The sequence below is a fragment of the Streptomyces sp. SP17BM10 genome (assembly GCF_036322405.1).
In the GTDB taxonomy this organism is placed as follows: domain Bacteria; phylum Actinomycetota; class Actinomycetes; order Streptomycetales; family Streptomycetaceae; genus Kitasatospora.
This window is the reverse complement of record NZ_JAQYXB010000514.1, coordinates 96,207-121,186: the sequence shown is the minus strand read 5'-3', so window position 1 is coordinate 121,186 and position 24,980 is coordinate 96,207. Positions and strand designations below refer to the sequence as shown.

The 24,980-nt window shown below is 73.8% G+C and carries 20 protein-coding genes and 1 pseudogene; 16 read left to right on the top strand and 5 right to left on the bottom strand.

The annotated features are described in order from the left end of the window. Position 1: 1 nt before the first annotated feature. The gene (locus PUR71_RS09875; RefSeq protein WP_443077415.1) at positions 2 to 148 is read right to left on the bottom strand and encodes a hypothetical protein; all 147 of its coding nucleotides are present in this window, start codon (positions 146 to 148) and stop codon (positions 2 to 4) included. A gap of 328 nt (positions 149 to 476) precedes the next feature. Between PUR71_RS09875 and PUR71_RS09870 the strand changes: the two genes are divergently transcribed. After that, entirely contained in the window at positions 477 to 953 is a 477-nt protein-coding gene (locus tag PUR71_RS09870) for a hypothetical protein (protein WP_329926164.1), read from the top strand. A 106-nt stretch (positions 954 to 1,059) separates the two neighbouring features. Then, positions 1,060 to 1,338: a PspA-associated protein PspAA gene (gene pspAA / locus PUR71_RS09865; protein WP_329926162.1), complete on the top strand. Its 279-nt coding sequence runs from the start codon at positions 1,060 to 1,062 to the stop codon at positions 1,336 to 1,338. Positions 1,339 to 1,610: 272 nt separating this feature from the next. Here the strand turns inward: pspAA and PUR71_RS09860 are convergent, their stop codons facing one another. After that, complete coding sequence (locus tag PUR71_RS09860; RefSeq protein WP_329926160.1) at positions 1,611 to 1,913, bottom strand: putative quinol monooxygenase; 303 nt, start codon at positions 1,911 to 1,913, stop codon at positions 1,611 to 1,613. Positions 1,914 to 2,066: 153 nt separating this feature from the next. Between PUR71_RS09860 and PUR71_RS09855 the strand changes: the two genes are divergently transcribed. Both PUR71_RS09855 and PUR71_RS09850 read left to right on the top strand, forming a co-directional pair. Then, positions 2,067 to 2,468: a tautomerase family protein gene (locus PUR71_RS09855; RefSeq protein WP_329926158.1), complete on the top strand. Its 402-nt coding sequence runs from the start codon at positions 2,067 to 2,069 to the stop codon at positions 2,466 to 2,468. Positions 2,469 to 2,548: 80 nt separating this feature from the next. After that, entirely contained in the window at positions 2,549 to 3,343 is a 795-nt protein-coding gene (locus tag PUR71_RS09850; protein WP_329926156.1) for a hypothetical protein, read from the top strand. Here the strand turns inward: PUR71_RS09850 and PUR71_RS09845 are convergent. The 3 genes from PUR71_RS09845 to PUR71_RS09835 all read right to left on the bottom strand — a co-directional run bounded on the left by PUR71_RS09845 (position 3,303) and on the right by PUR71_RS09835 (position 8,866). Further along, on the bottom strand, positions 3,303 to 5,219 hold the full coding sequence (locus PUR71_RS09845) for a trypsin-like serine protease (RefSeq protein ID WP_329926154.1): 1,917 nt from the start codon (positions 5,217 to 5,219) through the stop codon (positions 3,303 to 3,305). The two genes, PUR71_RS09850 and PUR71_RS09845, sit on opposite strands and share 41 nt — an antisense overlap. Before the next feature lie 913 nt (positions 5,220 to 6,132). Next, the gene (locus PUR71_RS09840; protein ID WP_329926152.1) at positions 6,133 to 6,771 is read right to left on the bottom strand and encodes a hypothetical protein; all 639 of its coding nucleotides are present in this window, start codon (positions 6,769 to 6,771) and stop codon (positions 6,133 to 6,135) included. A 694-nt stretch (positions 6,772 to 7,465) separates the two neighbouring features. Continuing rightward, entirely contained in the window at positions 7,466 to 8,866 is a 1,401-nt protein-coding gene (locus PUR71_RS09835; protein ID WP_329926150.1) for a COG1470 family protein, read from the bottom strand. 236 nt (positions 8,867 to 9,102) lie between these two features. On the opposite strand from PUR71_RS09835, the gene PUR71_RS09830 reads away from it, so the two are divergent. From PUR71_RS09830 to PUR71_RS09775, 12 genes and pseudogenes are all read left to right on the top strand, one after another. Beyond that, the gene (locus PUR71_RS09830; protein ID WP_443077413.1) at positions 9,103 to 9,897 is read left to right on the top strand and encodes a response regulator transcription factor; all 795 of its coding nucleotides are present in this window, start codon (positions 9,103 to 9,105) and stop codon (positions 9,895 to 9,897) included. A 163-nt stretch (positions 9,898 to 10,060) separates the two neighbouring features. After that, positions 10,061 to 13,327, top strand: coding sequence for a hypothetical protein (locus PUR71_RS09825; protein WP_329926148.1), 3,267 nt, complete (start codon positions 10,061 to 10,063; stop codon positions 13,325 to 13,327). After that, on the top strand, positions 13,324 to 14,034 hold the full coding sequence (locus PUR71_RS09820) for a DUF4255 domain-containing protein (RefSeq protein ID WP_329926146.1): 711 nt from the start codon (positions 13,324 to 13,326) through the stop codon (positions 14,032 to 14,034). Before PUR71_RS09825 ends, PUR71_RS09820 begins: the two co-directional genes overlap by 4 nt. Further along, a complete protein-coding gene (locus tag PUR71_RS09815; RefSeq protein WP_329926144.1) occupies positions 14,031 to 16,103 on the top strand; it encodes an ATP-binding protein in 2,073 nt (690 codons plus the stop codon). Before PUR71_RS09820 ends, PUR71_RS09815 begins: the two co-directional genes overlap by 4 nt. A gap of 163 nt (positions 16,104 to 16,266) precedes the next feature. Next, on the top strand, positions 16,267 to 17,799 hold the full coding sequence (locus PUR71_RS09810; protein ID WP_329926142.1) for a phage tail sheath family protein: 1,533 nt from the start codon (positions 16,267 to 16,269) through the stop codon (positions 17,797 to 17,799). Positions 17,800 to 17,844: 45 nt separating this feature from the next. Beyond that, positions 17,845 to 18,285: a phage tail protein gene (locus PUR71_RS09805; protein ID WP_329926141.1), complete on the top strand. Its 441-nt coding sequence runs from the start codon at positions 17,845 to 17,847 to the stop codon at positions 18,283 to 18,285. Further along, complete coding sequence (locus PUR71_RS09800) at positions 18,282 to 18,773, top strand: hypothetical protein (RefSeq protein ID WP_329926139.1); 492 nt, start codon at positions 18,282 to 18,284, stop codon at positions 18,771 to 18,773. Before PUR71_RS09805 ends, PUR71_RS09800 begins: the two co-directional genes overlap by 4 nt. Beyond that, complete coding sequence (locus tag PUR71_RS09795; RefSeq protein ID WP_329926137.1) at positions 18,770 to 18,928, top strand: DUF6760 family protein; 159 nt, start codon at positions 18,770 to 18,772, stop codon at positions 18,926 to 18,928. The genes PUR71_RS09800 and PUR71_RS09795 overlap by 4 nt, the downstream gene beginning before the upstream one ends. A 2,539-nt stretch (positions 18,929 to 21,467) precedes the next feature. Further along, complete coding sequence (locus PUR71_RS09790) at positions 21,468 to 21,902, top strand: hypothetical protein (RefSeq protein WP_329926135.1); 435 nt, start codon at positions 21,468 to 21,470, stop codon at positions 21,900 to 21,902. A gap of 71 nt (positions 21,903 to 21,973) precedes the next feature. Next, entirely contained in the window at positions 21,974 to 22,399 is a 426-nt protein-coding gene (locus PUR71_RS09785) for a phage tail protein (protein WP_329926133.1), read from the top strand. Between the two features lie 44 nt (positions 22,400 to 22,443). Next, positions 22,444 to 23,166, top strand: coding sequence for a CIS tube protein (locus PUR71_RS09780; protein WP_329926131.1), 723 nt, complete (start codon positions 22,444 to 22,446; stop codon positions 23,164 to 23,166). Continuing rightward, positions 23,163 to 24,937, top strand: a pseudogene (locus tag PUR71_RS09775) (VgrG-related protein). The gene PUR71_RS09780 and the pseudogene PUR71_RS09775 overlap by 4 nt, the downstream one beginning before the upstream one ends. Positions 24,938 to 24,980: the final 43 nt, after the last annotated feature.

Below are 24,980 nucleotides of genomic sequence, written 5' to 3'. Positions count from 1 at the left end.
GTCACCGCCCCGGCACCTCGCGCTCCAGTTCGTCACGCGGCCGGGCGCCACCGACGTACGCACCCACCTCCGGTGAGGCGAAGAGCTCGATCACCACCGCGCGGTCTCCGGCCCCGGACTCGCGGAGCACGAGTCGTTCGGTCCTCATCGGGGGGCGGCCCGTCTGGTGGGGCACGGTGTGGCGCCTGACGCGCGCCGGGCGCCCGCTGGGTCCTCTGTCCCGTCGGGGTGGGGTGCGTGCATCAAATGTCGCTCAGATCGGGGGCCGGGGCGCGTACTCGACTCCTAGAGTCGCCTGTGTCGGGTCGATCGGCGTGGCGGAGGAGGGAGTCGGGCAGATGGGGCGATCCACAAGACTCGCGATGGTGGTGATGGCCTCGCTGGCCGCCGTCACGGCTGCGTGCACCGGCGGCGGGGCGTCCCGGCCGGAGGGGCCACCCTCGCCCTGGCCGCTGAACGGGCTGGCCGCTGCCCCCGTGGACGCGGCCGTCCAGGGCGGCATCGACGCCCCACCGGCGAAGGGGCGGGCCAAGGTACTCGGAGTGGCTCGGGTCTCGGGCACCGATGTGGTCCTTGCCCTCAGGAACGGCATCTGCGAGGCGGCGTTCCTGCCGGCGGGCTCCGTCGGTCCGACCACCACGGCGCCGGCGTCGTTCGGAGCGCAACGTCCGGTGGGCGGTGATGGCGACTCCGACAGCCACGGGCAGTATCCGGGGACCGTGCTCGCCGGACACTACACCCGGGCGACCAGCCTGATGGAGCCCTTCGCGTTCGCGGACCTCGGCTGTTCCGAGGACGGGATGGCGCTCAGGCTCGAAGGGGTCGGCGAATCCGAGCCGGTGCGGAAGGTGACCGGAGATTCGTTGACGCACTGGCGATCCGGCCGGGACGTGCTGATGACCGTCGGGAACGTCGACCGGGCCGCAGCCGAAGGAGTGGTGGGCGTCCGCTGAGCGTGAACGGGGTGGCATGTCGGAGCGGTGGACGGGTGCGCTCTGGTGGTCTTGGCGGGCGGCGCCGGCGCGGTGTCGGTGGCCGCTTTCGGGACAGGAGACCACGGTGATCGTGCGCATCATGGGCGAGGGGCAGGTGAGGCTCGCCGATTCGCACGTCGCCGAGCTGAACGCGCTCGACGACGAGCTGCTCGCGGAGATGGAGAGCGGCGACGAGGAGGGCTTCCGGCGGACCCTGGGGGCGCTCTTGGACACGGTGCGCCGGCTCGGCACCGCGTTGCCGGATGACGCGCTGGAGCCTTCCGAGTTGATCCTCCCGCCTCCGGACGCCTCGCTGGAGGAGGTCCGCGAGTTGCTCGGCGACGAGGGGCTCATCCCGGGCTGATCGGGTTCAGGGGCCGGTGGTCGTAGCTCCCACGGCCGATGCCTCCCGTGCCCGGCGGCCGGTGGGTGCCGCTGTTCGGCGGCGGCATCACGCTGCGTGGCCGTTCGCGGGTGGCCCGGTCCGGCGCCGTGTCCGAGGCCGGGAGCACCAGGCCGCCGCCACGCAGGGCCGGAGGACGCCGGGCGGGCCGGCGATCGGCGCGGTCCAGTCGGCGTCCTCCGACGGATCCGCAGCGGTACGTGGCGGCGTACCGGGCCTGAGCCCTCGCCCTTTCAGGCCACCGGCTCGGCCTCGATCTCGATCACCTGCGCCCGGCCCGCCCGGAACGCCGGGCTGGCGGCGTCGGCGGCCACCATGTGCGGGGTGGCGTCATGGGCGGCCAACGCCTCGCGCGAGGACCAGAGTTCGGCGAGGACGAAGCGGTCCGGGTCGCCGGCGACGCGGTGCAGGTCGTACTGCAGGCACCCCTGCTCGGCCCGCACGATCGGCGCGAGCCGTTCGTAGGCGTCGACCTGCTCCTGGCCGCGGCCCGGGAGGGTGGTGATGTGGATGTGAAGGCGTATCGGCTGTGGCATGCGGGCGAGCGTAGATCAGCGGGCTCGGTGGGGGAACCGGATTCCACCGGGCGGCCATGGCTGTACCTACTGGTATGTACAATCTCCGGTGGATGGGCCAGTCCCGGTCGTGGCTCCCGCGGGGCGCGGCCGGCCGATGGAGAGGAACCCGCGATGCCCCTTGTCCGGATCGATGCCCTGCGAGCCGACGGCCCCCGCCTGGAGGCGCTCGGCCGTGCGGTCCACGAGGCCCTGGTGGAGACGATCGGGATTCCGCCGGACGACCTCTTCCATGTCCTGATCGGTCACGACGGTGTCAACGGCACGTTGCAGTGCGGGAATTACCTCGGCGTGCAGCGCGATGAGGGCATCGTCTACATAGCGATCACGCTGCGTGCCGGGCGGACGCCGGACCAGAAGCGCGCGCTGTACCGACGGATCGCCGAACTCGCCGAGAAGTACGCGGGCACCGAGCCGCGGAACGTGTTCGTCACCCTGACCGAGAACGGGCCCGTCGACTGGTCGCTCGGCAACGGCCTGGCGCAGTACGACCCGGCCTGGAACGACCCGGCCTGAATCGGGACGGCCCTGACCTGCGGGCTCTCGGCGGCGTAGGGCATGATCTGCGGTCGGATCGTGGGTTTGGGAGGCAGGCTGTGAGCGCCACGGGTGTGTGGGTCGTCGGGACGCTGACCGATGAGCAGGTACGGGAGCTGCTGCTCGCCGCCGTTCGGAGCTCGCCTTCGCCGCCTCCGCCGTCGGCGCCCACCGGTGTGACGGCCGAGCTGGCCTGGTGGCGGGGGTTGGGAGGCGAGTCCCTGTTCACCGAGCGGGCCGCCGGTGAAGGGGGTTGGGTCGCCACGGAGGGCGCCTTTCGGCTCTACCGGTTCCTCGACGGCTGTCAGGACGACTCCGACGCGGTGGAGGAACTGCGCGACGCCGTCATGGAGCAGTTCCCGGCGCAGGAGGGCGAGGGCCTGTTCGCGGCCGCGGCCCGGAAGGCCAACCCGTTCTGGGCCCTCGCCTACGCGCTCGGCGCCGACGCGGCGCTCCTACTCCCCGGCTGGTTCGGTGACTTCCTGCTCACCTCCGCCCAGGTGCGCGCCTGTCTGCCCCGCGCGGAGGAAGCCCTGGCCCTGACCGGCGCCCGGCGGCGGGAGGTGATCGAGCGGGTCCACGCCTGGCTGGACGGCCTCGGCGACGACCCCGCCCACGACGCCGACGCCCTCCTCGACGGCCCGCTGCGCGTTCTGCGCCACGCCGCCCGTACGGGGCGGGGCAGACCCGCTGGTACTGAGGGCCGGATGGCTCGCCTTCTTGCCCTGAAGTGCCGGCACGCGGGGTCGGTTGCGGAATGCCGCAGGGGCTCCCGGGCCGTGGCCCGGGAGCCCCCGCAGGGTGCGCTGCGGATCAGCCGAACGTGGAACGGTCCCAGTTCCAGCTGCCGTTGACGCGGTCGTTGTTGTCCCAGACGTTGACCGGGGCGGTGAAGCCCTTGCCGTCGCTGGTGAAGCGGTAGACGGTCAGCAGGTTCTTCCCGCCGTCCTGGCCGCTGTTGTACATCACCGCGACGTCGTCCTTGCCGTCGCCGTCGACGTCGGCGACGACCGGCTTGGAGCGGTTCCAGTCCCAGCTGCCGGTGGTGGCGTTGTCGTTGTCCCACACCTTGGCGGGGGTGGTGACGGCACCGGAACCGTTGTTGGCGAACTTGTAGAGCGTCGTGATGTTCTTGCCGCTGCCGTTCTGACCGTTGTTGTAGAGGACGACGGCCTCGGCCTTGCCGGTGCCGCCGAAGTCTCCGACCAGGAACTTGGAGCGGTTCCAGTCCCAACTGCCGGTGGTGCTGTCGTCGTTGTCCCACAGCTTGACGGGGGCGGTGAGGCCGCCGGTGCCGTTGTTCGGGAACTTGTAGAGCGTCGTGATGTTCTTGCCGGTGCCGCTCTGGCCGTTGTTGTACAGGACGGCGATGTCGGCCCTTCCGGTACCGCCGAAGTCGCCGGCGGCGGGCTGGATCCGGTTCCAGTCCCAGCTGTCGCCGGCGGGGTTGTCGTTGTCCCAGACCTTCGCCGGGGCGTCGAAGCCCCTGCCGTTGCCGGCGAACTTGTAGACGGTCAGCAGGTTCTTGCCGTTGGCGCCCTGGCCGCTGTTGTACATCACGGCGATGTCGGCCTTGCCGTCGCCGTCGAGGTCGCCGACGACCGGCTTGGAGCGGTTCCAGTCCCAGCTGCCGGTGGTGGCGTTGTCGTTGTCCCACACCTTGACCGGGGCGTCGTAGCCGTTGCCGTTGTTGGTGAACTCGTACAGCGTGACGAGGTTCTTGCCCGCCGGGTTCTGGCCGCTGTCGTAGAGCACCACGAGGTCCTTGCGGCCGGTGCCGCCGAAGTCGCCGGTCAGGACCTTGGACCGGTTCCAGTCCCAGCTGGTGACGGGCGGGTTGTCGCTGGCCCAGGCCTTCTCGGGGGCCTTGAAGTAGCCCGAGCCGGTGTTGGCGAACCGGAAGAGGCTGGTGACGTTCGTGCCGTCGTCGGCCTGGCCGCTGTTGTACAGGGCCGCCACGTCGGCCTTGGGCTGGTGGGAGCGCACCTCCTCGATCCACGGCGCGACGTCGTCCGTGCGGACGTCGTACGCCCCGGTGCGCGTCTCGGCGCTGCCCAGGCAACCGCCCTGCCAGGAGCGGGAGGCCACCGCCGCCAGCTCGGCCCTGCCGTTGAGCTCGCGGATGACGGGGGCGCCGGTGTCGCCCTTGCAGACCGCGGCGCCGCTGACGCCGCTCGTGTCGAGGCCGGCCGCCTGCACGGCGTCCACGGTGAGGGTGCCGGTGTGCGCCCGCGCGGGCGCCCACTCGTCCTTGGTGCGCCCGAAGCCCGCCACGCGCAGCGTCTGGCCCGCCGTCGGCGCGGTCGTCGCCACCGGCAGGACGGGCACGCCGCGCACCGGCTCGGCCAGGCGGGCCATGACGAGGTCGCGGTCCTGGCGCGGCACCAGCTCCACGACGTCGCGGACCTGCCCGGGTGCGGCGTCGGCACGCCCGACGGCGGCGGAGGTGTGCCGCTTCGGGGCCCCCGGCCGGAGCGTGGCCGGCTGGGCGGGGTCATCCGAGAAGCAGGACGCCGCGGTGATCACCCAGCGTGGGTCCACCAGGGCACCCGTACAGGCGCGCACGGAGTCGCCGACGGTCAGCTTGACGGTGTACGCGTACGCGCCGTCGGCCGCCTGGTCGCCGACGACGGCGCCGGCCGGCGTGCCGGAGACGGTCGTGATCGCGCCGGCGACCGCAGCCGCCGCCAGCGCGCCGACGCGTCGGCTGGAGGGTATCTGGCGAAGCATGTGCTGAGCTCCTGTCGATTGGTGGAGGCGAGGCGGGAGAGGGACGTCCGGTGACGCGGGGCGCGACGCGTGGGTGGTCAACGCGTCATGGCCGGTTCCTTTCAGCGCGGTGGACCGAAGGGCGGTGGAAGAAAGACGTCCACCGTCCCCGAACTTGCCCGTGTCAAAGCGGGATCGGCGCGAAGGAAGAGATGAAGCGGATTGGTCGTCCCGTCACTAAACCGTCCCCCCGACGACTTCGCTGGCCAGCAGCCTAGAACATCGCCGGTCGGGGGTCCGGCGGAGCGTCAGGATCAAGACAGTGAATGCCGTTCCGGAATGCGGTCGCGAGCTCTCTTTGTCCGGCTTTGCCTGGGCGCGGAGCTTCCGTTGTGGGCGCCCTGGCGGCCGGTTGTCCGGGAAGTTCTCATCGATCGTGCACTGGCGAAATATGGATCACGGTGATGTTCCGGTGACGAACTTCATCCGGAGCGATGATCCGCTCGCCGGGGTTCGCGCGGTGAAAGGCATGCCCGTGCACTCGGTATCTGTGTCTTTCGGCTTTCGCCGGCCTTGTCAGCCTTGTCAGCCTTGCCGGCCTTCACGACTGGCGATGACCACCGGTGCCGACACCGGTACCGGCGTTCCGTCTGCGGCGGACGGATCGTCACGGCGCGCCTCGGCGGCATCGTTCACACCGGGGGCGGCAAGCGCGGGCAGATCTGCACCACCTACGTCCCGGTCGGGCGTGGAGACGAACCACGGGACTCGCTGACCACGCGCCGTTCCGGCGGCAGATCACGGATGAGGCCCACGAGGTCCGCGTCACGTGCGCGGCCGGGAGGGTCTTCCTGGTGCGGATCGACCCTCTCGAGGGCCCCGGGCAGCTGGACGGGCGGGCCGTGGCGGCCCAGGGCCGGGGTGGGCGCGAACGTCACATCTCGCCGCGCAGGCGGGCCGCCGTGGTGGCGACCAGGTCCGGGAAGCGGTGCACCGGGACGGCCGGCGAGGCGCCGGTCGCGAGGGCGCCCTCCGGGACGTACGCGACGTGGCAGCGCAGGCACAGGTAGGCGGCGCTCCAGGCGGTCGCGAAGGACGGGTACACCACCGAGTGCGACTGGAACGCCTCCCGGGCCTGGCGGCGGGACTTCGCTCGGTTGATCAGCATCATCACCGCGGCGAAGACGAACGGGCCGCCGAGCACGGTGAACATGATCGCCGCGTTCCGTCCGGCGTCCTTGTCGCCGGACGTGAACAGGTACGGGAGCAGGATGACGCCCCAGGCCGCCGCGAAGGCCAGGACGACCGCCAGCCCGCACCCGCCACCCGGCTGCGCGAGCCGCGGCGGGGGCGGCGGCGCGATGTGGGAGGCCAGCAGGCTGCTCGACGAGCCGGACGTGTGGACGGTCGAGCTGCCGAAGCTGGGGATCACGCCGACCCCGCTCGCGTACGCGACGCCGGAGGAGTAGCCGGTGCTCGTCCCGGCGTACGTGCTGGTCTGCGACTCGTAGATGCTGGGAACGCTCCGCACCTGGTCGAGCGTCCCGCACTGTGGGCAGTTGATCCGGCTCATGTGTCCCCCCGGGGTCGACCTGACGGCATGACGGCAGACGATCATGACACAGGCGGCCCAAAGGGGTACAACTGTGCGCACCTCCGGAGGGCGGGACGGCCGTCGGCCGGGATCGCGTCCACAGCCCAGGGATTCGACGGGTGGGGATACCGCCGGGGGTGCGCAGCTGCCGCGCCGCCCTTGGCCTGCGGAGTTCGCGCTCGGCGGCCAGTGGAGTGACCCGCGGGGCCCGGGGCTGCCAGGGTGTGGGTGGTCCCGGGTCCGCCGCACGGTCGTGGCGGTCCGGTCTTGTGGTGATTTGGTGCACGTACGGCCCGGGTGCCGCCTTTGGTGCGGGATCGGCGCAACGCTACTTCTTGATCGACGGAACGTCAGCAGTGCGCCGGGGCAGGGCTCCGGCGTCCGTGGGGGACGGGCCGGCTGCCCGTCGGGGCCTTGCCGGGTTCCCCGGGAGGGCAGGTCGGGCGCGCGGGGGCGGTTCGACCGGAGTTGTCGGTGGGTGCCCGAACGAGCGAGGGTGTCCACCGAGGATTGACATGGCCACGGGGCGCGGGAGGGGATGGGGGCAGGAGATCACTGGAGGGTAGGCGGGCCCGTTCCGGCGGAAAGGGCCCGTTGACACAGGTGGGGCGTCGGGTGCACCTTTCCGGTCCGGTTTCCCGGGGGAACGGACGCCGGGCCGCAAGCGGCCGATTCAGTTCGCCTGCCTGATGTCGCTCAACGCCCCGCTGATGTTGAGGAGTTCGTGGCACGTCGACGCCTGCTTGCCCGAGGCCGGGGTGCCGGGCGTCTCACAGGTCACGTTCACCGTCACGGCCTGGTCCTCCGGGACCTGGATGGGAGTCACCCAGTGGTAGTCCTGGTTGCGGAAGGTCTCCAGTGCGATGGTGGTGATCGTCTGCTTGCCGGCCGTGATGGTCAACAGCCCTTGGTCTCCCTGGAAGTTGGCGGCCACGATGTCGGTGATGTCGAAGACCTTGCCGTGCGGCACCTGGTAACTGCCGGACGACGACGTCGTGTTCGCCGTCTGCACGTCGATCGTGGCGGAGCTCTGCTGCCCGGTGCCCGGCACCGCCAGGCCCCCGGGGCCGGAGCCGCCGCGGCCGCCGGTGGTCGGCTGTCCGGCACTCGGCTGCCCGGCCCCGGGCTTGCCCTGGTTGGGCGTGCTCCCGGGGGCCGGTGCCCCCGGTTCGCCGCCGGTGGCCGGACCGGGGGTGGCGCTCTGCTGGGCGACGGCCTGCTCGGCGGCCTGCTTCGCGGAGCTGCGCACCGCCGGGCGGACGAGGGCGAACCAGGCCAGCAGCAGCGCGATCAGTGCCGCCAGGAGGGCGAGCAGCCACTTGGGGAAGATCGGGAGCTGGAGGAACTCGCCGCCGAGGACGGGGCGCTGAGCCGCCGACGGCGCCTCGGCGGTGGTGGCGGCCGGCTCCCTCCCGGCCGACTCCTTCCCAGCCGGTTCCTGCCCGGCCGAACCCTTCCCGGGAGGCTTGACCTCCTCCGGTCCGACCGCGACCTCGAACGGCCACGACGCCTGCTTGCCGAACCAGATGAGCTTACGGGCGCGAGCCTGCACCCGCACCTCGCCGGACTCGCCGGGTTCGAGGCGCAGCTTCTCCGGCGTGACCTTGAACCGCAGGTCCTCGCCGGCCTGGCCGGGCGTGAACACCACGCTGGCGGGGGCGTTCCCGAGATTGCGCACCGACGTCCGGTAGCGCCCGCGCAGCCAGCCGCGACGGCGGCGGGGCGCGATGGCGCCCTGGAGCTCCTGGAACGGGGTCACGGTGACGGTGGTCTCCGGGACCGTCACCAGCTCGGGGCGCTCGGTCGGCAGCACCCGGATGCCGAGCGGGAATTCACCGGCGCGCGCGGCGGGCGACCGGGGCGGGGCGAGGCGCACCGTCACCGTCGTGGACGTCCCGGGGTAGAGGGAGACGCGGGCCGGTTCGACCGTCGTCCACGCGGCGCAGTCGCCGACGACCTCCAGCGAGTACGCCTCGACGATGTCGAGACCGTTGCGCACGGTCAGCGTCGTGGTGGCCACGCCACCGGGCGCCACCGTCAGTGTGGGCAGGCCGAGTTCGGCGGATGTGGTCATAGCGCGACGGTAGGACCGCCGGCCCCTGCGCGGAGAGGGCCGGGCGGGCAAGCCGCGGGCCGCACCCCTTGCCCCGCGCGGACAGGCGTGCCCGCCAGAGGCGAACCACAGGCCCCCGCCCGGTGCCGCCGCCGAGCAGCGCGCGAGCCGGGCGTCCCTCACCCAGGCCCACGGCCGGTCCCGCCCCGCGGCGGACGGCCGTCACATCGCAGGCCCCCTGCAGAATGGAGTGTTCGATGACGTCGACGTCGACCGATGCGTCCCGCGAGGAAGCCGTCACAGCCCCGCGGACCCCGGTGGCGCCACGGTCCGGCAGCGCCCGTCCGTCCGCGGCGCGCGTGCCCGTCCAACCGGTGCGTGGTACGGCGGGCCGGTCGTCCGGCGCCGCGGGCCAGGTAGCGGGCAAGCCGGGCCAGGTGCGCGTGGCCGTGTACGCGGAGGACCTCATCCTGCAGACCGGCGTGGTCCAGCAACTGCGCCAGCGGCCGGAGGTGGAGCTGCTGAGCGAGGCGGACGCGGGCAAGGCGGAGGTCTCGTTGCTGGTGGTGGACGCCCTGACCGACGTGGTGGCCGAGCAGCTGCGCCGGCTGCGGCTCGCCACCTCGGGCCGAATAGGCCTGGTGGTCGGCCACTTCGAGGCGGGCGGGTTGCAGACGATCGTCGAGTACGGGGTCGCCGCCGTGCTGCGGCGCTCGGAGGCGGACCAGGACCGGCTGGTGCACCTCATCACGGCCCTCGCCAACGGTGAGGGCGTGATGCCGGGGGACCTGCTCGGCGAGTTGCTCGACCGGATCGGGGCGCTCCAGCGCACGATGCTCGACGGGCGCGGGCTGACCCTGTCGACGCTGACGGCCCGGGAGGTGGAGATGCTGCGGCTGGTGGCGGAGGGCTTCGACACGAGCGAGATCGCGGCCAAGACCTCGTACTCCGAACGCACCGTCAAGAACGTGCTGCACGAGATCATCACGCGGCTGGGCCTGCGCAACCGGGCACACGCGGTGGGGTTCGCGATGCGGCGCGGGCTGATCTGAGAGGGGCGGCGGTCGCGGCCCTCCCGGAGCGCGGCGACCGCCCGCACCTGCCCTCCGGGGACAGCGGTCGCTACCCCCGGATCGGGTGCCCGGGCCCTGTTCCCGGGTACCCGATCCGGTGAGACTGCCGGGGAGACCGCCCCTGCAACCTGTGAGGTCGAGCGTGACCGGCGCCACCGCCACTCCCCGCTCCACCCGGCGGCCGGCCCGGGCCGCCGTCGCCGTCCTGCTCGCGCTGGCGGCGGCCGTGCTGACCCTGGGCTCCGCCCCCGGAGGGTCGGGCGGTCGCGCCGCGCCGGCCGTCACGGCCGACCCGCCCGGCGGACGGATCGTCTACGCCGGCACGAACCACCGCGGCCTCGGCCGGGTGACCGGCCCGGCGGACAGCGCGCCGCTGTTCGGGCCCGGCCCGGTCCATTTCGACCAGGACCCCTCGGCCCGGGGCGGCGAACTGGTCTTCACGAGCCTGCGCGACGGCCCGCTGCCGCAGGTGTACCTGCGCGACGCGGCCGGCGCGGTGCACCGCCTGACCACCGGCATGGACACCGCCCACCCCGCGCTGGCGCCGGACGGCAAGGCCGTCGTCTTCGAGGCGCTGGAGCCCACCGGAACGGGCAGCACGTCCCAGCACGTCCTGTGGGTGGTGAACCGGGACGGCGGCGGCCTGCGGCGGCTGACCGACGGCGCGGCCGACGAGACGCACCCGACGGTCTCGCCCGACGGCAGGTGGGTCGCATACGCGTGCACCGGCGACCCGGCGCACACCCAGATCCACCTGCGGCCGTTCGCCGGCGGCCCGCCGACCAGGATCACCAACGTGACCAGCGGGAACGCCGTCGACCCGACCTGGAACCCGCTCGACGACAACGAGCACCGCCACCAGATCGTCTACACCTGGGACCAGGGCGACAAGGGCCGCACGCTCATCCTCACCTCGCCCACCGGCGGGGAGAAGGCGTTTTTCCCGGGCACCGGCTCCACCTGGAAGACCGGCTCCGCCTCCTGGCTGGCCGACGGCACCGGCGTCCTCTTCCTGAGCCCCGACCTGCCCACCCCCAAACCCCCGGCGGATCCGTCGCTGCCGCCGGTCGTGAACCTCTACCGCGCGCCGACCTGCGACTGCACCGCGCCCCAACTGCTCTACAGCACCAACCGGTTGATCGCGACGCCGACGTGGCTGGGCACCCAGGCCGAGGGCGGCCCGGTGGTGGAGCAGACCAGCGCGTCCGCCGCCGACGTCGCCGACGTCCAGGACATCCGACCCGACGGCGCCGACCCGCGCGACCTCGGCATCAGCGTGCTGCGGGAGGACCCGGCCGCCGACGCCAACACCAGCACCGACCCGGCGGCCGACCCGCTCTTCCACCCCCGCCCCGGCTACGACCCCTGGTACGAGCGGCAGGCCTACACGCCCGACGGCCGCCAGATCGTGGCGACCCGCTACGAGGACTCCCCGGCCGGCCGGATCGAACGGATCTGGCTCGCCGACGCCGACGGCTCGAACCCGCACCCGATGAACCTGGCCGGACGCCGCCCGGACGACCGCGACACCGACCCCTCCTTCTCTCCGGACGGCAAGCGGATCGTCTTCAGCCGCAGCTCCCCGGGCAGCGACCGGGCGCCCGCCCGGCCGGGCCGGATCCTGATCGCCGACGTGTCCACGGGTGCCCTCCTGGGCACCGTCGAGCCGCCGGCCGGGCAGCAGGGCGCCTCGGACGGCGAGCCGTTCTGGTCCCCCGACGGCAAGCTGATCGCCTTCTCCAGGACGGCCGTCGTCAACGGCAACGCCGGCAACCTCCACGTCTGGACCGTGCCCGCCGACGACCTCGCCCGGCAGACCGACCTCAGCAAGGCCATCTGCCCGGGCACCTGCGACGTCATCGACGACAGCCCCGTGTTCTCCCCCGACGGCCGCCGCATCGCCTTCAACCGCAAGGCCGGCGACGGCGGGAACAACCGGCAGGACGGCGTCCTCGTCACCTCGCCGACCGGCACCGGCTGCACGGTCGTCCTGCCCGCCGGTCTCCGTGACGACAAGGGCGCCTGCACCCGTCCCCTGCCCGACACCTCCGCCACCGGCCCGTACCAGCCCCGCGACGTCGCCTGGACGGCCGACGGTGCGCAGCTCGTGCTCACCTCCCGCCGGGCCCTGGCGCCCAACTCGCCCGAGGGGCTCGGCGTCTACGACTTCGCGGCCGGCACGCTCACCCCGCTCGAGCGGCGGATGCCGGGACGGCAGAAGGAGCCGTCCGTCCAGCAGTCCGTCGACCTCGCGCTCAAGGCGCCCGACCGGACGCCCGACGTCCCCGTCGACAAGGCCACGGACGTGCCCGTCACCGTGACCAACAAGGGCCCCGCGCCCTCGCCCGGCACCACCCTCACGGCCTCGGTGCCGACCGGCGCCCGGCTCGGCGGACTGAGGACCCCGGTCGGGACGTGCGACGCCGGCGCGCTGCGCTGCGACCTCGGCACCCTGGCACCGGGCGCGGAGGTCCGGGTGACGGCCACGCTGATCGGCACCCGCAGCGGGCCGCAGCCGTTCGGCTGGAGCGTCACGGGGACGGTCGTGGACCCGAATCCGGAGGACGACTTCACGGAGACGGTGCTGCCGGTGGTGGAGGCGCCTTCGCCTCCGCCGACGCCCACGGCAACGCCGACGCCGACCCCGACCCCGTCGCCGAACCCGACCCCGTCCTCGACGCCGAGCCCGCCGCCGACCGCCTCGACGCCGCCCGGCTCGACCGACCCCCACGGGCAACCGGGACCGCAGCCCGGACCGCAGCCCGCGGCCGGCCCCGGCGTGGCCGTCGCCGCCCAGCCCGACCCCGGCTACGTCGGCGGCCACGTCACCGTCACCTACACCGTGCGCAACAGCGGCCAGGCCCTCGCCACCGGGCTGCGCCTGACCCTCGGCCTGCCACCGGGCGTGCCCACCGAGGCCCTGCCCCCGGGCTGCCGGGCCGGGACCTGCGCCCTCGCCGACCTGCGGCCCGGCAGCAGCCAGGTGGTCCGCGTGGTGCTGTCCCCGGTGGCCGCCCTCGACACCACCATCACCACCGAACTCACCACCACCGGCACCGATGCCGAACCGGGACCCCATCGGGCGAGCACCCCGCTGCGCATCCTCCAGCCCCGCATCGTCGCGGTGCCGCCCATCGGCAAGCCCGGCTTCGTCACGTCCGTGCGCGGCGTGGACTTCCCGCCCGGCGCACCGGTCCGCTTCACCTGGCAGCCCGGCATCACCGCCTCGGCCGCGCCCACCTACCCGCGGGCGGACGGGACGTTCGCCGGGCAGCTGCTGATCCTGCCCAAGGACGAGACGGGACCACGGACCATCACGGCCGACGGGCCGGGCTTCTCGCCCGTGACGACGCCGTTCCTCGTCGTGGAGGGCAGCATCGGCCCGCCGGGGGCGGTGGAGCGGCGGTGATCCACGAGGTCGACGAGGCACTGCGCCTCCTGCTCACCGAATCCGGGTTGCCGGAGCGTGGCGTCGAGGTCGTGTTCGACGCCCCCACCCGGGACATGGCGGCCAGGCGGGTCGCGCCGACCGTCGACGTCTTCCTCTACGGAATGCGCGAGGACACCGCCCGGCGGCAGGCCGGTGCCGTCGCCGAGTACGACGAGGACGGCGTGGTGGTCGGTCACCGGCCCGCGCCCCGCTGGTTCGAGCTGGCCTACCTGGTCACCGTCTGGACCAACCGGCCGCAGGACGAACACCGGCTGCTGGCCGAGGTGCTGCAGATCCTGACCGCCGTGGACGCGCTGCCCGCGCGGGTGCTCACCGGTACGCTCGCCCGCCTCGGGCTGACCGTCGGCCTCGACATCGCCGGGCGCGACTCGGGCCTGCCGTCGGTGTCCGACGTGTGGTCCGCGCTCGGCGGAGAGCTGCGGCCCTCGATCGACCTGAGGGTGCTCGCCCCACTGGCGGGCACCCTCGACCCCGCCGGACCGCCCGTCACCGACGGGCTCGTCGTGCGCGCCGAGGACCTCACCCGGGAGCCCCCGGCACCGGCCGACCACCCGGGCCGCCGGCTCCGGTACCACGGCGGCGCGGACCCGGGCCCGGACGGCTTCGCCGCGCCCCGGGAACGCGGGCTGCCGCCGGGCCGCCGACCGCGCGGCGGCGCGCGGTGAGCCCGCCGCACACCGGTGCCCCCGCCGGCCACCTGTGGGAACGCCTGCACCGGGTCGAACAGCGCGTCCGCACCGCCGTGCACGAGCGCCGCGCCGTCGACCCCGACCCGGACGACCCCTACCGCGGCCAGTACCTCGGCCCGGAGGCCGTCGAGCGCATCCTGGCGGCCTTCGCCGCGACGGGCAGCGACGGCCACGACGACAGCACGGACCCGCCGCCACCCGGCTCCCGGCTCGCCCGGCTCAGCGCCGCCTTCGGGCTGCTCCCGGTGGACCTCGACCTCCTCCTGGTGGCCCTCGCCCCCGACCTCGACGCCCGCTTCGAACAGCTCTACGGCTACCTCAACGACGACCTGACCCAGCGCCGCCCGACCATCGGCCTGGCCCTCGACCTGTGCGGCCTGCCGGCAGCCGGCCCCGGCCGCCTCCGGTTCTCCGCGCGGGCCCCGCTGATCGCCGGCGGACTCCTGGAGATCACTGAACCGGAGCGCCCGCTGCTCTCCCGCGCGCTGCGCGTGCCGGACCGCGTGACGGCCCACCTGCTCGGCGACGACGAGCCGGACGACGCACTCGCCGGCCTGGCCCGCCGGGCCGCCGCCCGGGCCGGCACGGCCGAGCCCGTCGACGGGCTGCGCGCACTGGCCGCAGACGGCGGCCTGGTGCACCTCCTGGACCGCAGCGGCCACGCCGGCCCGCTCGCGGTGGCCGCCCTCGCGGCCGACGGACACCCGCCGCTGGTCGTGGACGCCGCGGCGCTGGCCGCCCGCCCGCCGGGCGCCGTCGTGCGGGTGCTCGCCCGCGAGGCGCGCCTCGGCGGGAGCGGCGTGGTGCTCGGGCCGCTGGACCGCCTGGAACCCGAACGGCCCGAGCGGGCAGCCCTGTTGCGCGAGCTGTGCGCCGCGCTCACCGGTGTCCCGCTGGTCGTGCACGGCCCGCAGGTGTGGGACCCGGCCTGGGCCGACCAGAGCCCGGTGATCCTCACCGTCCCGCCGCCGGACCCGCGCGGGCTGGCCGAGCAGTGGGCCCGCGCACTCGGAGGCGTGCCCGAGGAGGAGGAACCGAAGCCGCTGGACGAGGAGTTGGCACAGGCGGTGGCCGCCTACCGGCTCGACGGCGAGAAGCTGCGCCGCGCCGCCGCCGTCGCGGCCAGGACGGCGGCCGCCGAGCAACGCCCGGTGCACGCCGACGACGTACGGGCGGCCGTGCGGGCGCAGAACGCGGCCGGTCTGGCCCGCCTGGCGCGCCGGATCGAGCCCGCGGTCGGCTGGTCCGACCTGGTGCTGCCGCCGCCCACCGAGGTCCGGCTGCGGGAGCTCGTGCTGCGGGCCCGCCACCGCGACCAGGTGCTCGGGCAGTGGCGGATGCGGCCCGGCGGCGGCCGGGGGAACGGTGTGATCGCCCTGTTCGCGGGCGAGTCGGGCACCGGGAAGACGATGTCGGCGGAGGTGGTCGCGGCCGAACTCGGCATGGAGCTGTACGTCGTGGAGCTGTCGACCGTCGTGGACAAGTACATCGGCGAGACCGAGAAGAACCTGGAACGCGTCTTCACCGAGGCCGCCCAGGTCAACGGCGTCCTGCTGTTCGACGAGGCGGACGCGCTCTTCGGCAAGCGCTCCAAGGTCGAGGACGCGCACGACCGCCACGCCAACCTGGAGACGGCCTACCTGCTCCAGCGCATGGAGTCCTTCGAGGGCATCGCCGTCCTGACGACCAACCTGCGGGCCAACCTCGACGACGCGTTCACGCGACGGCTCGACGTCATCGCCGAGTTCCCGCTGCCGGACCAGGCGCAGCGCCGTCTGCTCTGGGACCGCTGCCTCGGGCCGCGGCTGCCGCGCGGCGACGACCTCGACCTGGACTTCTGCGCCCGGAGCTTCGAGCTCACCGGCGGCTCCATCCGGGCCTGCGCGGTCTCCGCGGCCTACCTGGCCGCCGGGGCGGGTGCCCCGCTGGGCATGGCGCAGCTGGTCGCGGCGGTGGTCGGCGAGTACCGCAAGCTCGGCCGGCTGGTGCTGGAGAGCGAGTTCGGGCCGTGGCTGGGCGTCCTCGGGGACGCGGGACCCGGCTGAGCGGGTCCGTGGCGTCGGTGCCCGCTGTGCCGGATGCGACGGCTGGGAGTGCCCGCCGGGGACAGTCGTCGCTGCCCCCGGTCGGGGACCGTCGGACATGTCCCCGGGCGCCGTGCGGGCAGCAGACTCGGGGGCGACCGACCTGCCACCCGAAGGAGCGCGAATGCCGTCGTACCTCACACCGGGCGTGTACGTGGAGGAGGTCCAGTCCGGTGCCCGCCCGATCGAGGGCGTCGGCACGGCCGTCGCCGCGTTCGTCGGCTTCGCCGAGGCGGGTCCGTTCCACGAGCCCACGCTGGTGACCACCTGGGACCAGTACGTCCAGCGGTTCGGCGGTTTCACCGAGGGCACCTACCTCGCGCACGCCGTGTACGGCTTCTTCGCCAACGGCGGCGGCTCGGCCTACGTCGTCCGGGTCGGCGACCCGGCCCGGCGGGCGCCCGGCGTCGTGCCCGGTCCGGTGGCGCCGCCGCCCGTCGCCGTCTCCGGCTTCCTCTTCTCGGCCCTGCCCGGCGCGGGCGGTGACGTGTCCGTGGAGATCGCGGACGCCGAGGGCGAGAACGTCCCCGAGGACCGGTACCGCGTGCTGGTCCGCAAGGGCGCCGAGGTCGTGGAGACGTACGACGTCTCGACCCGCCGGAACACCAAGGGCTACGTCGTCACGCAGCTGCGGGAGTCCAAGCTGGTCGCCGTCGCCGAGCAGCCCGGCACCGCGCCGAGCCGCCCCGAGCGCCAGACCCACGCGCTCGCCGCCGCCCCGGCCCCCGCGCCGGCCGCGCCCGCGCGGCTCGACCCGGCCGAGTACGTCGGCGACGCCGCGGCCAGGACGGGCTTCTCCGGCCTGGAGGCGATCGACGAGATCACCATGGTCGCCGTGCCCGACCTGATGAGCGCCCACCAGCGCGGCGACCTCGACGACGAGGGCCTGCGGACGGTGCAGCTGGCGGTGATGTCCCACTGCGAGCAGATGGGTGACCGGATCGCCGTCCTCGACCCGCCGCCTGGCCTCAACGCCCAGCAGATGCGCACCTGGCGCAACGACGAGGCCGGCTTCGACTCCCGCTACGCCGCCCTCTACTACCCGTGGATCAAGGTCTTCGACCCGGCCACCGGCCGCAACGTGCTGGTCCCGCCGAGCGGGCACGTCGCCGGGGTGTGGGCGCGCAGCGACGCCGAGCGCGGCGTGCACAAGGCGCCGGCCAACGAGGTCATCCGCGGCGCGGTCGACCTGGAGATCCGTCTCAGCAAGGGCGAGCAGGACCTCCTCAACCCGATCGGGGTCAACTGCGTGCGGGCGTTCCCCGGGCGCGGCATCCGGATCTGGGGCGCGCGCACCCTCTCCTCCGACCCGGCGTGGCGGTACCTGAACGTGCGCCGGCTGTTCAACTACCTGGAGGAGTCGATCCTGATCGGCACCCAGTGGGTGGTGTTCGAGCCCAACGACGACCGGCTGTGGTCCAGCATCCGCCGGAACATCACCGCGTTCCTCACCGAGGAGTGGCGGCGCGGCGCCCTGTTCGGCCAGACCGCGGCCGAGGCGTTCTACGTCAAGTGCGACCGCGACAACAACCCGCCGGAGTCGATCGACCTCGGACAGGTGATCTGTGAGATCGGGGTCTCGCCGGTGAAGCCCGCGGAGTTCGTGGTGTTCCGGCTCGCCCAGTTCTCCGACAGCACGAGCCTCGTCAACGAGTGACCGGCACCGTCGGCACGTACGGGAATGGGAAGGTGACAGCACGCCATGGCTGAAGGCGATCCGCTCTCCACACACATATTCGGCGTCCAGCTCGGCGGCTACAACGTCGAGTCGGTGAAGGAGGTCAGCAACCTCACGGTCGAACAGGACGTCGTCGAGTACAAGCAGGTGACCCAGGAGGGCAAGCTCATCGTCCGCAAGCAGCCCGGTGCCCGGCTGCCCGGCGAGGTGACGATCACCCGCGGCCTGGACAAGAGCAGCGCGTTCTCCAACTGGATCAAGGAGACCCTCAACAACGGGGCGATCAACACCGCGCGCCAGAACCTCACCATCGAGGTCAAGGACACCACCGGCGCCACCCTGCGCCGCATCCAGCTCACCAACGCCTGGGCGAGCCGCTGGGAGGGACCCACGCTCAGCGCGGGCGAATCCAGCCCGGCGACGGAGACCGTGACCATCGTGTTCGAGGAGATCTCGGTCGAGTGAGGCGCAAGATCGGACTGGACGAGCTGCTGGAACGGGCCCCCGCCGCCCAGCAGAACAGCGCGCCGCAGCAGCACCAGGCGTCGGGACAGGCGGGGCCGGCCGCGTCCCGGGGGCGTGCGCCGCACACCGAGTTCGAGTTCGAACTGCCGCTCGGGTACGTCGACGACGAGGGCACCGTCCACCGCTACGGCGCCATGCGCCGGGCCACCGCCCGCGACGAACTGATGCCGCAGATCGACCTGCGCGTCAAGGAGAACCCGGCCTACCTGAGCGTCGTGCTGCTCAGCCACGTCATCACGCGGCTCGGCGACCTCACCGACGTGCACGCCGGCGTCGTCGAGCGGATGTACGCGACCGACGTCGCGTTCCTCCAGGACCTCTACCACCGCGTCAACAGCGAGGGGCACACCCGCGCCGCCGTGACCTGCCCGCACTGCGACGGCGCCTTCGAAGTCGACCTCGCCGGTGGGCGCCTGGGGGAATCGTGACGTACGCGCCTGCTCGGCTGCACGAGGAGGTCGCGTACATCGCCTACCACTTCCACTGGCAGCGCGAGGACATCCTCGACCTGACCCACCACGAGCGCCGGCAGTGGGTACGCGAGATCGCGCGCCTCAACACCCGCATCAGCGAGGGTGGGTGAGCGACGGATGGGGCTGCGGGACCGGCTCGGCCGGGGGCGGGATGAGGGCGTGGAGGACGTTGGGGCCGGTGCTGCCGAGCGGCGGCGTCCGCTGGCGCCGGGGGACGGGGGGTGGCGGGAGGTCGCGCCGCTGGCACCGACCCTGGGCGGCGCCGTGCGCGGTGTCAGTGACGGGCTGAACTTCCGTTCCCGCCTCGCCTCCTGGCAGGATCCTTCGCTCTGCGGCTCGCTCGGGCACGCCGTCCATCCGGGCGCTCCGGTGGGGATCCTGCGGGCGGTGGCGGTACCGGGTGCGCCGTCGACGCTCTCGGGCGGGGACGAGCTCGTGCTGCCGGACGTGTGGGGCGAGGGTGTCGAGGAGGAGCCGGGCGGGGTTCGGTCGGTGCAGCGGTCCGTTCAGCGGTCCGTTCAGCGTGTCGGGGCAGTGCGGAGGCTTCCCGTGCGGGCGGTGCGGCGCGCGGTGCGGCCGGCCGGTTCGCAGGGCGGCGCCGACGGTGATGGCGGGTCGACGACAGGCCTGGTGCCGGGCCGGTCGGGGGCCGCCGCGCCCGAGGGTGGGGATGCCGAGGCGCGCTCGGTCGGCGGTGCGGTGCGGTTGCGTCCGGTTGGTCAGTCGCTGACCGTGGCGCGGCGTCCCCGTGGCGTGTCGGTGCGTCCCGTTGCGGTTGTTCGCGGTTCGGGCAGGACACCTGAAGTCGTGGGTGGGGCGCAGCCCGTCGCGGCCGCGGGTGACGAGGTTCCTGTCCGGACGGCCGCGCCGACGTCGGAAGGGCGGGCCGAGCGGCCGGTCCAGCGTGCCACCGTCGTGCCGGGGGAGGGCGGACCCGCCCGCCCGGTTCTCGGCGAACCCATGGCGGCGTTGCCGGCGAGCGCCGCGCCTGCGGCCACTGTCGGTCCGACGGCGGATTCCGGCTCGGTGACCATGCCAGTGGTCCCGGCTGACGCGGGCGGCACCGGTCCCGTGGCAGGTACACCTGACCGGGGAAACGCGACGCCGTCCCGTTCGCGGCGTGGGGCCGTCGGTGATGCGCCCGTCCAACGCGTGCGCTCCGAAGCGCCGACGGGACGGTCCGGGCCCGACGGAACTCCTGACCGGGGCCGCCCGGAACAGTCCCGTCCCAGGCGCGAGTCTGTCCGTGACGTGCCCGTGCAGCGTGCGTCGTCCGAGGCGCCTGGTCGGGGTGGCCCGGCGCCGTCTGCGTCCAAGCGCGAGTCCGTCCGTGACGTGCCCGTGCAGGGTGTGCCGTCCGAGGCGCCTGGTCGGGGTGGCCCGGCGCCGTCTGCGTCCAAGCGCGGGTCCGCCGGTGACGTGCCCGTGCAGGGTGAGTCGTCCGAGGCGCCTGGTCGGGGTGGCCCGGCGCCGTCTGCGTCCAAGCGCGGGTCCGCCGGTGACGTACCTGTGCAGCGTGTGCCGTCCGAGGCACCCGTGGGACGGACGCGGCCCGATGGCGCCTCCGCCCGTACACGTGGCGGCCTGGGCGCGCCCCTCGAGGCCTTGCCGCCGACGGCGGCTGGGCCCGGTGGGCGACCTCCGGTCGGACGCGGGAGCGGGACGGCGGCGGAACACGGCGTGCCCGGCGGCATCGCTCCGGTGCTGGGCGAGCGACGGCCGGTCCGACGGGTCATGGGCTCCGGTGCGGCGGCGACGGCACGGGAACCGGGCGCCTCGGCCATCGGTGAAGGGATGCCCGTTCAGCGTGCCGTCGTCGACGGCACGCAGCGGGCAACAGACCTCCCTGGTGGACGTGTCGGGGAAGGAGGGGAAGGGCACGACGAGCTGCGGGTGGATGGCTCGAACACGCCGCCGTCGAGGGCTTCCGTGCCCCAATCCGGTGCTGCGGCCCCCGTCGTGGTTCCGGTGCGTCCGGTCGGCGGTGGCCGGGCCGTGCAGCGGGACGCGGACGTCGTCGGCCCCAGGCGAGGGTTGATCAGCGCTCGCCGCATGGCCGTCGCCCTCGCCGGGTCGTCGGCGGCCACCGGTAGCAGCATTCCCACCGGGACGAGCGCGGCGCCCGCTCCGCCGGTGGTTCCGGCGACCTGGCCTCATGCGCTCGGGTCTCCTGGGGAGGCCCACGTGTCGGCGAGGCCTGGCGGGGCGGCCGCGGTTCGACGTTCACGAGGTTCGTCGGACGGCAGGGAGGAACGCGTGCCGGTCGATCGCCCTTTGCCATGGGAGAGCTCGGCTTCGGCGGGGGCTCCCGGTGAATCGGCGGTGCCGGGCGGGCGGACGGTGGCCGAGGCCGCAGCCGGTGCGGGACGGTCCTCAGGCGGGCGCGGGGTCGTGGCGGCGGTTCAACGCTGGCGTTCCCGACGTTCGTCGGGATCCGGCGCGAGGGCGGCTGTGCAGCGATCGGTCACCGCGCACTCCCCGCAACGCGAGGACGATCGGCCGTCACCGTGGGGGAGTTCGACGTTTCCCGCTGCGGCACCGGTCGCCGGCACAGCGGCAGCGCTGCCGCTGAGCACCGACAGGAGCACCCGCGAGCCCGCCCCCGTACCGGGCCCGAGTCGCACCGCGTCCGGCCCGTCCGCCACCCCGGTGACCGCCCAGCGCCTCCCGCTGGTCCGGCCCGCGCCCGTCGCGGCTCCGACGGTCCAGCGGCTGCCGTCCCTCGCCCGGATCCCGCAGCCGTCCCCGGCGCAGCCGCCCGCAGCGCCGCCTCCGCCCGCCGTGCAGCGCACCCTCCCGGCCGCGCCACCGTCACCCGTCACGGCGCAGACGCTCCAACGGGTGGCCGAGCAGGCGGGGCTGTCCGGCGTGCCGCTGACCGCCGTGCCGGCGCGGAAACCGACCACCGTTCAGACGCCTTCACCCCCGGCCTCCCAAGCGGCCCCGCGCGAGGCGACCGCCCCCGGCCCCGCCGACCTCGACGACCTGGCCCGGCGCCTCGTCGAACCGGTGGGCCGCCTGCTGCGCACCGAGGTGCGCAGGGGCAGGGAGCGCGCCGGGAGGCCGTACGACATGCGCCGCTGAGCGGGGACGACAGCGGGGCCGGACGCAGGAAGCTGACCGCAGGAAGCAAGCAGGGGACGGGGAACGGACCGATGACCGACAACATCTTCGCCAGCAGCGTGTTCTTCAGCCTGACCATCGGCGGCAACGACCTGGGCGACTTCGCCACCTGCTCGGGGCTCGGCGCGCAGGTGGAGATCGAGCAGTACGCGGAGGGCGGCAACAACGGCTTCGCGTGGCAGCTGCCGGGCCGGATCACCTGGTCGAACATCACGCTGACGCGCGCGGTCACCGCCGACACCGCCAAGATCGCGCGCTGGCTGGGGGAGATCGTCCGGAAGGTCGAGCCGAAGGACGGCGAGATCGTGGCCCTGCGGCCGGACCTGAGCCGGATCGTGGGTTGGCAGGTGCTCGGGATCGTCCCGGTGCGGTGGGAGGGGCCGTCCTTCGACCCCTCCAACTCCCAGGCGGCGATGGAGACGCTGGAGATCGCCCACGCGGGCCTGCGCCCCTCCTGAGAGTCCGCCCGCACCCATTCCGTCCACCCCGAGGAGCAGCAAGGATGTCCCCAGCGGTCCCCGCGAGCGTCACGCGGGCCCAACTGACCATCATGGAGCCCCCGTCCACGGTCGGTGCCCAGCCCGGCGGGGCGATCGCGCGGCTTCCGCTGCAGTTCAACCCGGCGACCCTGGTGCTGCGCAAGACGACCGAGTGGCGGCGCACGCCGTCCCGGATGGCGGGCCAGTCCGCGCTGCCGGAGTTCGTCGGCAGCGGGCCGCGGTCGCTGTCGCTCGACGTGTTCCTGGACTCGACGGCGACGCACGACGACTCGGTGGAGCGGGCGGTGGAGCAGCTGATGACGGCGTGCGTGCCGACCCCGACGAGCCTGGCGCGCAAGACGCCGGCCAGTCCGTGGATCCGGCTGGACTGGGGCACGCTGAAGACGACCTCGTTCAACGGCGTGCTGACCGGCCTGTCCGTCACCTACACGCTCTTCGACGTCAACGGCAATCCGCTGCGCGCGACCTGCTCGCTCACGATCGACGAGGCCAGCGTCGACCCGGCCGGCCAGAACCCGACCTCGGGCTCGCCGGAGGCGCGCAGCACCCACCGGGTGATCGCGGGCGACACCCTCCCGATGCTCGCCTGGCGGGCGTACGGGGACGCGACGGCCTGGCGCACGATCGCGGAGGCCAACGACGTCGACGACCCGCTGGCCCTCCTCCCCGGCGCGGAGCTGATCGTGCCGGGGATCGACGAGCTCACCCGGGGAGGGCGCGCGTGACGACCCCCGAGGCCCGGGGCGGCCGGCCGTTCGCCGCGGATCCAGTCGTCGAGGCGCCGGGACCGCTGCCGCCGGCGTGGGCGGCGCAGCTGGTGTCCTGCGACATCGAGGAGAGCGTCGCCCTGCCCGACACCGCCGTCCTGACCTTCCGGGACGCCGACCACGCCTTCCTCACCGCGACGGGCATCACCATCGGCACGAAGGTGCGGGTGTCCGTGGTCACCGTGCAGGGGCACACGCAGGTGCGGCTGTTCACGGGGGAGGTGACGGCGCTGGAGCTGGAGGTGGACACCACCGGCTCGTACACCGTGGTACGGGCGTCGGCGGTCACGCACCGGCTGATGCGCGGGCGCCGGGTGAAGGCGTTCCGGAACATGACGACCGCCGACATCGTCCGCGAGGTCGCCACGCGGGGCTGACCTGCGGGAAGGTCGACTCCTTCCCGGTGGTTCACCAGCAACTGTCCCAGGCGAACGTGTCGGACTGGGAGTTCCTCCAGTTCCTGGCACAGGAGAGCGGCGCGCAGGTGCGGGCCGACGACGACGGGCGGCTGGAGTTCGTCAAGCCCGAGCCCGCGTCCGGCGCGCCGGCGCCGTCCACGCCGGCGCCGCAGAGCCCGCTGGTGCTGGAGTACGGCCGCAACCTGCTGGAGCTGCGGGGCGTGCTGACGGGCGGCGCGGGCGCGGACACCGTCGAGGTGCGCGGCTGGAACGTGACGACCAACAGCGCGCTGGTGGCCGTCGAACCCTCGGTGACCTCCCGGACCGTGCAGCCGGGCATGAGCCCCTCGGCGGCGGCCTCCGCCTTCGCGGGGCCGGCCCGGCTGACCGTCGCCGACACGCCGTACCGCACCCAGGCGGAGACGACGGCCGCGGCGCGCTCGCTGGCGGCCTCGGTGGCCGCCGGCTTCGGCGAGCTGGAGGCGGTCGTCGAGGGCAATCCGCGGCTGCGGGCGGGCACGGCGGTCGCGTTGGGGAACGTCGGCGCCGCCTTCTCCGGCCGCTACACCGCCACCGGGGTGCGCCACCTCGTCGAGCCGTTCCGCGGTTACCGGACCACCGTCGTCGTCAGCGCCTCGCCCGACCGCTCGCTGGCAGGGCTGGCCACCGGCGGCAACGCGCCGCCGCGCGGGCCGCGGATGCCGGGCCTGGCCGTCGCCGTGGTGACCGACGTCCGCGAGCCGGGCGACGGGCGGCGCGGCTGGGTCAAGCTGAAGTTCCCCTGGCTGGACGACACTTACGTCTCCGACTGGGTGCGCACCGTGCAGTGGGGCGGGCACGGGGGCGGCGGCGTGGTGAGCCCCGAGGTCAACGACGAGGTCCTGGTCGGCTTCGAGCAGGGTGACCTCGACAGCCCGTACGTGCTCGGCGGGCTCTACAACGGCGTGGACCGGCCTTCGCCGCACGACGTGCCGCTCGTGGACACGGCCTCCGGGACGGTCAACCGCCGTTCCGTGGTGTCCCGTTCAGGCCACCGACTGGAGCTGCTGGACGTTCCGGGCGGCAGGTCCGGCGTCCGGCTGGCAAGCGGGGACGGGAAGTTGGAGGTCAAGCTGGACCAGCAGAACGGCGAGATCGTCCTTATCGTCCACGGCGCGGGCAGCGTGGGGGGAAGCACGGTCCGCCTTTCCTCCTCCGGCATCACCCTCGACGCGGGCACCGGCGAGGTGAACGTGCGCGGCGGGTCGGTGACCGTCCGCGGGACGACGGCCGTGACGGTGGACGGCGGGGCCCAGGCCGTCATCAAGGGGGCTTTCGTGCACATCAACTGACCGGAAGTCACATGGCAGCAAGCGCCCCACGAACCCCCGTCGG

Coding starts and splice junctions, on each gene's coding strand:
- PUR71_RS09875 (WP_443077415.1), bottom strand. CDS start 148: ATGAGGACCGAACGACTCGTGCTCCGCGAGTCCGGGGCCGGAGACCGC.
- PUR71_RS09860 (WP_329926160.1), bottom strand. CDS start 1,913: ATGCCACAGCCGATACGCCTTCACATCCACATCACCACCCTCCCGGGC.
- PUR71_RS09855 (WP_329926158.1), top strand. CDS start 2,067: ATGCCCCTTGTCCGGATCGATGCCCTGCGAGCCGACGGCCCCCGCCTG.
- PUR71_RS09845 (WP_329926154.1), bottom strand. CDS start 5,219: ATGCTTCGCCAGATACCCTCCAGCCGACGCGTCGGCGCGCTGGCGGCG.
- PUR71_RS09840 (WP_329926152.1), bottom strand. CDS start 6,771: ATGAGCCGGATCAACTGCCCACAGTGCGGGACGCTCGACCAGGTGCGG.
- PUR71_RS09835 (WP_329926150.1), bottom strand. CDS start 8,866: ATGACCACATCCGCCGAACTCGGCCTGCCCACACTGACGGTGGCGCCC.
- PUR71_RS09830 (WP_443077413.1), top strand. CDS start 9,103: ATGACGTCGACGTCGACCGATGCGTCCCGCGAGGAAGCCGTCACAGCC.
- PUR71_RS09810 (WP_329926142.1), top strand. CDS start 16,267: ATGCCGTCGTACCTCACACCGGGCGTGTACGTGGAGGAGGTCCAGTCC.
- PUR71_RS09805 (WP_329926141.1), top strand. CDS start 17,845: ATGGCTGAAGGCGATCCGCTCTCCACACACATATTCGGCGTCCAGCTC.
- PUR71_RS09785 (WP_329926133.1), top strand. CDS start 21,974: ATGACCGACAACATCTTCGCCAGCAGCGTGTTCTTCAGCCTGACCATC.
- PUR71_RS09780 (WP_329926131.1), top strand. CDS start 22,444: ATGTCCCCAGCGGTCCCCGCGAGCGTCACGCGGGCCCAACTGACCATC.